Source organism: Bacillus sp. YC2 (assembly GCF_019891195.1).
In the GTDB taxonomy this organism is placed as follows: domain Bacteria; phylum Bacillota; class Bacilli; order Bacillales; family Bacillaceae; genus Bacillus.
Genome location: NZ_JAHXDO010000003.1, coordinates 293,627 through 300,044 on the forward strand (window position 1 = coordinate 293,627; position 6,418 = coordinate 300,044).

4 protein-coding genes, 16 tRNA genes, 1 rRNA gene and 2 pseudogenes are annotated in these 6,418 nt (G+C 45.3%); 3 read left to right on the forward strand and 20 right to left on the reverse strand.

Translation table 11 applies throughout. The features are described 5' to 3' along the window. Nucleotides 1-43: 43 nt before the first annotated feature. Nucleotides 44-742, reverse strand: a complete 699-nt coding sequence (locus KY305_RS08180; RefSeq protein ID WP_223062117.1) for a Type 1 glutamine amidotransferase-like domain-containing protein — start codon at nucleotides 740-742, stop codon at nucleotides 44-46. 94 nt (nucleotides 743-836) lie between these two features. On the opposite strand from KY305_RS08180, the gene KY305_RS08185 reads away from it, so the two are divergent. The 3 genes and pseudogenes from KY305_RS08185 to KY305_RS08195 all read left to right on the forward strand — a co-directional run. Further along, nucleotides 837-1,061 (forward strand): spore coat protein, encoded by a 225-nt coding sequence (locus tag KY305_RS08185; protein ID WP_223062118.1) that lies wholly within the window; start codon nucleotides 837-839, stop codon nucleotides 1,059-1,061. Then, nucleotides 1,058-1,417, forward strand: coding sequence for a spore coat protein (locus KY305_RS08190; protein WP_223062119.1), 360 nt, complete (start codon nucleotides 1,058-1,060; stop codon nucleotides 1,415-1,417). Before KY305_RS08185 ends, KY305_RS08190 begins: the two co-directional genes overlap by 4 nt. A gap of 16 nt (nucleotides 1,418-1,433) precedes the next feature. After that, a pseudogene (locus KY305_RS08195) lies at nucleotides 1,434-2,357 on the forward strand (alcohol dehydrogenase catalytic domain-containing protein); the annotation flags it as partial. Here the strand turns inward: KY305_RS08195 and KY305_RS19945 are convergent. The 19 genes and pseudogenes from KY305_RS19945 to rrf all read right to left on the reverse strand — a co-directional run. Continuing rightward, nucleotides 2,354-2,461: pseudogene (locus KY305_RS19945) on the reverse strand (hypothetical protein); the annotation flags it as partial. The pseudogenes KY305_RS08195 and KY305_RS19945 sit on opposite strands and share 4 nt — an antisense overlap. A 211-nt stretch (nucleotides 2,462-2,672) precedes the next feature. Next, complete coding sequence (locus KY305_RS08200) at nucleotides 2,673-4,250, reverse strand: Na+/H+ antiporter NhaC family protein (protein WP_223062120.1); 1,578 nt, start codon at nucleotides 4,248-4,250, stop codon at nucleotides 2,673-2,675. 164 nt (nucleotides 4,251-4,414) lie between these two features. Beyond that, nucleotides 4,415-4,496: transfer RNA gene (locus KY305_RS08205), tRNA-Leu, on the reverse strand. A 295-nt stretch (nucleotides 4,497-4,791) separates the two neighbouring features. Further along, a tRNA-Leu gene (locus KY305_RS08210) sits at nucleotides 4,792-4,880 on the reverse strand. A 7-nt stretch (nucleotides 4,881-4,887) separates the two neighbouring features. Further along, nucleotides 4,888-4,958 (reverse strand) — tRNA-Cys (locus KY305_RS08215). A 6-nt stretch (nucleotides 4,959-4,964) separates the two neighbouring features. Beyond that, nucleotides 4,965-5,039: transfer RNA gene (locus KY305_RS08220), tRNA-Gly, on the reverse strand. A 49-nt stretch (nucleotides 5,040-5,088) separates the two neighbouring features. Then, nucleotides 5,089-5,160: transfer RNA gene (locus tag KY305_RS08225), tRNA-Gln, on the reverse strand. 9 nt (nucleotides 5,161-5,169) lie between these two features. Further along, a tRNA-His gene (locus tag KY305_RS08230) sits at nucleotides 5,170-5,245 on the reverse strand. A gap of 29 nt (nucleotides 5,246-5,274) precedes the next feature. Beyond that, nucleotides 5,275-5,348: transfer RNA gene (locus KY305_RS08235), tRNA-Trp, on the reverse strand. A 12-nt stretch (nucleotides 5,349-5,360) separates the two neighbouring features. After that, a tRNA-Tyr gene (locus KY305_RS08240) sits at nucleotides 5,361-5,445 on the reverse strand. Nucleotides 5,446-5,465: 20 nt separating this feature from the next. Further along, nucleotides 5,466-5,538 (reverse strand) — tRNA-Thr (locus KY305_RS08245). Nucleotides 5,539-5,542: 4 nt separating this feature from the next. Then, a tRNA-Phe gene (locus tag KY305_RS08250) sits at nucleotides 5,543-5,618 on the reverse strand. Between the two features lie 11 nt (nucleotides 5,619-5,629). Further along, nucleotides 5,630-5,706: transfer RNA gene (locus KY305_RS08255), tRNA-Asp, on the reverse strand. An 11-nt stretch (nucleotides 5,707-5,717) separates the two neighbouring features. Further along, nucleotides 5,718-5,794 (reverse strand) — tRNA-Met (locus KY305_RS08260). A 7-nt stretch (nucleotides 5,795-5,801) separates the two neighbouring features. After that, nucleotides 5,802-5,877, reverse strand: a tRNA-Val gene (locus KY305_RS08265). 14 nt (nucleotides 5,878-5,891) lie between these two features. After that, nucleotides 5,892-5,963 (reverse strand) — tRNA-Glu (locus KY305_RS08270). Nucleotides 5,964-6,004: 41 nt separating this feature from the next. Next, nucleotides 6,005-6,095: transfer RNA gene (locus KY305_RS08275), tRNA-Ser, on the reverse strand. 5 nt (nucleotides 6,096-6,100) lie between these two features. After that, nucleotides 6,101-6,175 (reverse strand) — tRNA-Asn (locus KY305_RS08280). Between the two features lie 9 nt (nucleotides 6,176-6,184). Next, nucleotides 6,185-6,301: ribosomal RNA gene (rrf, locus tag KY305_RS08285) — 5S ribosomal RNA — on the reverse strand. Nucleotides 6,302-6,418 lie beyond the last annotated feature (117 nt).

Below are 6,418 nucleotides of genomic sequence, written 5' to 3' on the forward strand. Positions count from 1 at the left end.
GCTTTCATCGTAACATAATGTTCTCACAAAAAAAAGCATATTATCAACATTCAGATAATTTAAGTATGTTCAGCTCTGTTTCTTCGACGCTCTCTCCTGTTCCATAAACGCGATAAACCCCGGCATCCGCTCTGGAAGAAACAGCACGAAACAGCTGATCGCCTATATAGTGAAGCGCAGCGCCGTCATCAGCTGCATAGCCGCCCTGAAGCCTTTTTTCAGAAATGAGCCGATGATACGCCGGCCTGCGGTTCTTTTCCCCATCATAATGCGGACAAAAGCTGCCCGGTAAAAACCCTAAAGCTTTTAGCGCTGTCAGCTCTCCGATTGAATCGGTCACCCCTTCTTCAAACCAGCAGATTGCCCCGGCGCTCAGACCCGCTAATATAATACCGTTTTTCCATGCCTCACGGAGAATGCGGTCAAGCCCCCACTCCTTCCAAAGCACAAGCATGTTTCGCGTATTGCCGCCGCCAACGTAAATAATATCTTTATCCATCAAAAAGGATCTGATATGTGAAGAAGGCGGTTTAAACAAGGACAAATGGGACGGCTTGCACTGAAGCGTCTGAAATGCCTGATAAAAACGTCTGATATAGTTTTCCGCGTCGCCGCTTGCCGTCGGCAAAAAACAAACTTTCGGCTCTGATCGCACCGACTGTTCTAAAAGATATTGATCAAGCAAAAGGTTATCGGGTTCCATCGAAAAACCTCCGCCCCCCATTGCGATAATCTGTTTCAACGTAGTCACCTCTTTATTTCTCAAGTATAACAGCCCATTTCGCATAAAAGCTTCGCGTGAAGCAAAAAATACAGAAAATCAGGAGGTGAACCATATGGAACATGACCGCTTAGCTTATCATGAAACTGTCGATACCCATGAAATCATGAATATAAAAACCGTCTCTTTACTGAAATCAAAAATGATGCAAGGTTTAGTCTTTGATCAAGAACTGAGAGCGCTTATGGAAAAAAACGTACAGCAGTCCGTAAAAGATATTAAAGAATTGCAGACCTTTTACAAAAAGGCGCCGACAATAACCGGAGGTGAATTGCATTGAACGATTTTTTAGACCCCAAGAACTCAATAGGCATGCCCGATCTTGCAGACTCAGCTCTCGCTCTTGAATTTTTGCTTTCTGTAAAAAGCGGGATTAAAGATTACGCGATTGCAATTACTGAAACCGCAACCCCAGAACTCAGGCAAGTCTTGCGCACTCAATTGGATACGGCTATTCAATTGCACGGCGAGCTCACACAGCTCATGATCAAAAAAGGCTGGCTTTCTCCAACTGATACGAAAAAACAATTTGCACTGGATTTAAAATCCGCCCAAACCGCGGTTGATATCGCAGGCCTCAAACTGTTTCCAGACAATACGAATCGGCTCGGGACATTCGCTACACCATATAACTAACAGAGGAGTATGAAGAATGAAAGCTGTCACATATCAAGGCATTAAAGATGTCAGAGTGAAAGAAGTCAATGCGCCGAAAATCCAAAAGCCTGATGATATCATTGTGAAACTGACAACCACCGCCATTTGCGGATCAGATTTACACTTAATTCACGGCATGATTCCAAACTTTCCGGAAGACTACATTATCGGCCACGAACCGATGGGCATTGTCGAAGAAACGGGTCCTGAGGTCCATAAGGTAAAAAAAGGCGATCGAGTCATTATTCCTTTTAACGTCAGCTGCGGAGAGTGTTTCTTTTGTAAAAACCAGCTCGAAAGCCAATGTGACAACTCCAACGCCAATGGGGAGATGGGAGCGTATTTCGGCTACTCGGACACGGCAGGCGGCTATCCAGGCGGCCAAGCTGAATACATGCGCGTGCCCTATGCCAACTTTACACCCTTCAAAATTCCTGAAGACTGCGAAATAGAAGATGAAAAATTAGTTTTGCTTGCGGACGCAATGTCTACCGCCTACTGGAGCGTAGACAACGCGGGAGTCAAAGAGGGAGATACAGTCATTGTTCTCGGCTGCGGTCCTGTCGGGCTGCTCGCACAAAAATTTGCATGGTTCAAAGGCGCAAAACGAGTCATAGCAGTTGATTATATCGACTACCGCCTCCAGCATGCCAAAAAAACAAACAATGTGGAAATCATTAATTTTGAACAGAAAGAAAACACAGGCTCTTATTTAAAAGAAATCACACAAGGCGGCGCAGATGTTGTCATTGACTGCGTCGGAATGGACGGTAAAATGTCTCCGCTCGAATTTCTGGCGACAGGCGTTAAAATGCACGGCGGAGCGATGGGTGCGCTCGTTATGGCAGCCCAAGCCGTTCGAAAATGCGGCACCATCCAAGTAACAGGTGTATACGGGATGAGATACAACGCCTTCCCATTTCTCAATCTTTCAGATATTTCATTAATATCTTCATCTACAGTAATTTGCAGCTCACCCGCTAAAAACATTCTATGCAGTTCATCAGCTACCTTGCTTTCCATATTCAATCCTGCCTCACTCCTTTGTACAAACTTGATCCTTAGTTTATCCTTGAAAACGGCATTGAATGTAAACCAGGTCCCTCTTTTTTGCGAACGTCAGCCTTGGAGTCGCCAAAGCCGATACCATTGAAGTCACAGTCGTAAAAGGCTGGATTCTAAGGCGGTATATTGAATATTAAAAAACCGTTTCCTGACACATGTAATTTCTTTGTTATCTAAAGAATGAAAAGACACCATATAAAACAACGGAGATTCCCGCCGCTATAAGCGCCGGAACAAGTTTCGAACGGGCATACTTCACAACATCGATCCCCAGAACCGTACAGGTTGTCACCGTATTATCACTGAGAGGAGAAGCAAACGCTCCAAATGTTCCGCTGGCAAACACGGCCCCAATCGCTAATAATAAGCTGGTATGCGATTGAACCGCCAGCGTTACGCCGAGCGGCATTAAAAGTCCCCAAGTCCCCCAAGATGAACCGATAAAATAGGATATAACCGCCCCGAGTATAAACAGAGATGGCGCAATAAACATATGGGGGATCCATGACGTTAAATGAGAAGTAATATATTTGGAAAATCCCAGATCCTCAGATACTGCTGTTACGGCCCAAATCAGCGATAACATGATAATAACGTTTACCAATTCGTTTCCGCCCTTGATAAAATGAGTAACAAGCTCGCCTGCTGAAAAACGCTGAAACATAAAAAGAGCAAATGCTGCAATTACTGCTGCCAATAATGCAGTTAACATGACGCCAAGCATATCACTTTTAATAAAAGCATTCAAAAACCCTTGTGCTTTTGAATGGCCGTCCCACCAGCTCAGAAACAGTGTTAATAGTAAAAATAGCGCGATTGGAATCATTAAATTCCATGGCCGAATCGGTGTTTCCTTAATATAAGCACGGTGCGCCGCGTCTAACTCTTCCTGCTGGTCAGCATGTTCATCGGCATCCCTTTCGAACATCCCCGTGTGTTCTCCGTGAATATCTGAGATCGTCCCTGTTTCCATGTTGAATGTGCTGGGGCCTGCTGAAAGCAAAACACCGCTGTTCTGCGGGATCGCTTCCACATTTTGATTATGTTTCAGAGAAGAGGTTTGTCCGTTCTTTTCTGTTTTTTCTAAGCTTTCATCTTCTTTTTGTTTTTTAAAGAAGCTGTAATAAATTCCGACTAAAATAATCACAATGGAGAAAAAATTGAAAGGAATACTTTTCACATACACTGTGTAAGCCGGTTGATCTATTCCTGACGTTTTGAGAGCTTGTCCGATAATGGAAACCATGTAGCCGACAAATGCTGTTGCTGCCGGAATTAAGGCGATGACAGGGTTGGCTGTAAACTCAATGGCGTAAGCAATTTTCTGTTTCGACAGGTCCAGACGCCTGCTTAAAGCTTTCATGATCGGTGCAATGGTGACGATGCGAAAGTCCGGTTCGCTAAACGTGCCAAATGTCGACAGCCATGCAAGCAGCATCGCGCCTTTTTTGGTTTTAACCTTTTTACTGATCAAATGGACAAAGCCTTTTATCCCTCCGGTTAACTTTATAATCCCCACAAGGCCGGCAAATGAATATAGAAAAACAATGATTCGAATATTATTTATTACGACAATGTTGCTGATTAAATAATGAACCATGTGTTCAATCCCGCCAAGCAAGCTGGGATGCAAAAGATAGCTCCCGGCCAACAAGCCAACAAACAGGCCAGACTGTACTTGCTTCGTCATGATTGAAATGGGAATGACCAGAATAAATGGTATAAGACAAGCCCAAGTACCTGCCATAAAAACACCTCTTTTAAAGAACTTTTTGTTAGTATCTTTGAAAAAAGTGCAATTATACGCAGGCGCATCATGATTATAATAAGTCTGTAACTGCCCTTTGATACGGCTGGCAATAACTTTTTATACAACAAAAAAAGCTTCTACATTTTGTAGAAGCTTTCGTATACCGGTGGCCGGGGTCGAACCGGCACTCCAGAAGGAACACGATTTTGAGTCGTGCGCGTCTGCCAATTCCGCCACACCGGCAAGCAATGTGTCGTGTACAACCGACGTATATAAATATATCATGGGTTTTCTATACTGTCAACGGTTTTAGAAAAGTTTTTTGTTTAATGCACATGTTTTTCGACATCTTTCCGCACGCCGCCAGATGAAGCGTTCTTGTTTTTTGGTTTACTTATACCGACTGCACTTCTGCAGCTTATGATAATGTTTTAATGATACAAAAAAAGTGATTTGCGCTATGCAAATCACTCTCGTATAAGTGTTATATAATGTTAAAAATAATAACCAATTTAACGTCATCCGTTCAAAGCTAAATTGGTGCCGAGGGCCGGACTTGAACCGGCACGGTAGTCACCTACCGCAGGATTTTAAGTCCTGTGTGTCTGCCAATTCCACCACCCCGGCAAAAGAAAGGCGACACCCGGATTCGAACCGGGGATAAAGGTTTTGCAGACCTCTGCCTTACCACTTGGCTATGCCGCCATCATTTGGAGCGGAAGACGGGATTCGAACCCGCGACCCCCACCTTGGCAAGGTGATGTTCTACCACTGAACTACTTCCGCATGTAAAGAACTTATTACAACTTATTCAGTTTGTTTTTAAAAAATACAACTGGGCTAGCTGGATTCGAACCAACGCATGACGGAGTCAAAGTCCGTTGCCTTACCGCTTGGCTATAGCCCAATAATAATATGGGGCGATTGATGGGAATCGAACCCACGAGTGCCAGAGCCACAATCTGGTGCGTTAACCACTTCGCCACAACCGCCATAGTCTTAAGATGAATTGAAATTATAGTGGCAGGGGCAGTAGGAATCGAACCCACACCGGAGGTTTTGGAGACCTCTGTTCTACCGTTAAACTATGCCCCTATGATAATAAGATGGTGGAGGGGGGCAGATTCGAACTGCCGAACCCTGAGGGAGCGGATTTACAGTCCGCCGCGTTTAGCCACTTCGCTACCCCTCCGTATTCTATTTGAAAAACAGTGCCGGCCAGAGGACTTGAACCCCCAACCTACTGATTACAAGTCAGTTGCTCTACCAATTGAGCTAGGCCGGCAAAATGGTGGCTCGGGACGGAATCGAACCGCCGACACACGGATTTTCAGTCCGTTGCTCTACCAACTGAGCTACCGAGCCTTGAATATAAATGGCGGTCCGGACGGGACTCGAACCCGCGACCTCCTGCGTGACAGGCAGGCATTCTAACCAACTGAACTACCGGACCATTTTAAAATTTGGTTGCGGGGGCAGGATTTGAACCTGCGACCTTCGGGTTATGAGCCCGACGAGCTACCGAACTGCTCCACCCCGCGATGATAATGGTGGAGGATGACGGGCTCGAACCGCCGACCCTCTGCTTGTAAGGCAGATGCTCTCCCAGCTGAGCTAATCCTCCATCATATATATAAGTGACCCGTACGGGATTCGAACCCGTGTTACCGCCGTGAAAGGGCGGTGTCTTAACCGCTTGACCAACGGGCCCTGGTGATTGTTTTCGTTTTTTGTTATGTATAAATCATTAGTGGCGGAGAGCAAGGGATTCGAACCCTTGAGACGGGGTTACCGCCTACACGATTTCCAATCGTGCTCCTTCGGCCACTCGGACAGCTCTCCATTAATGGCTCCGCAGGTAGGATTCGAACCTACGACCGATCGGTTAACAGCCGATAGCTCTACCACTGAGCTACTGCGGAATGAAGTCTGCCTGGCGATGTCCTACTCTCACAGGGGGGAAACCCCCGACTACCATCGGCGCTGAAGAGCTTAACTTCCGTGTTCGGCATGGGAACGGGTGTGACCTCTTCGCCATCATCACCAGACAATTTAGTGACATGTATTATTATACTATGTATTTCAGAAAAAGCAAGAGTTTTTTTAAGTATTCTCTCAAAACTAGATAACAGTAAGCATACATTCAAATTAGGTTAAGTCCTCGA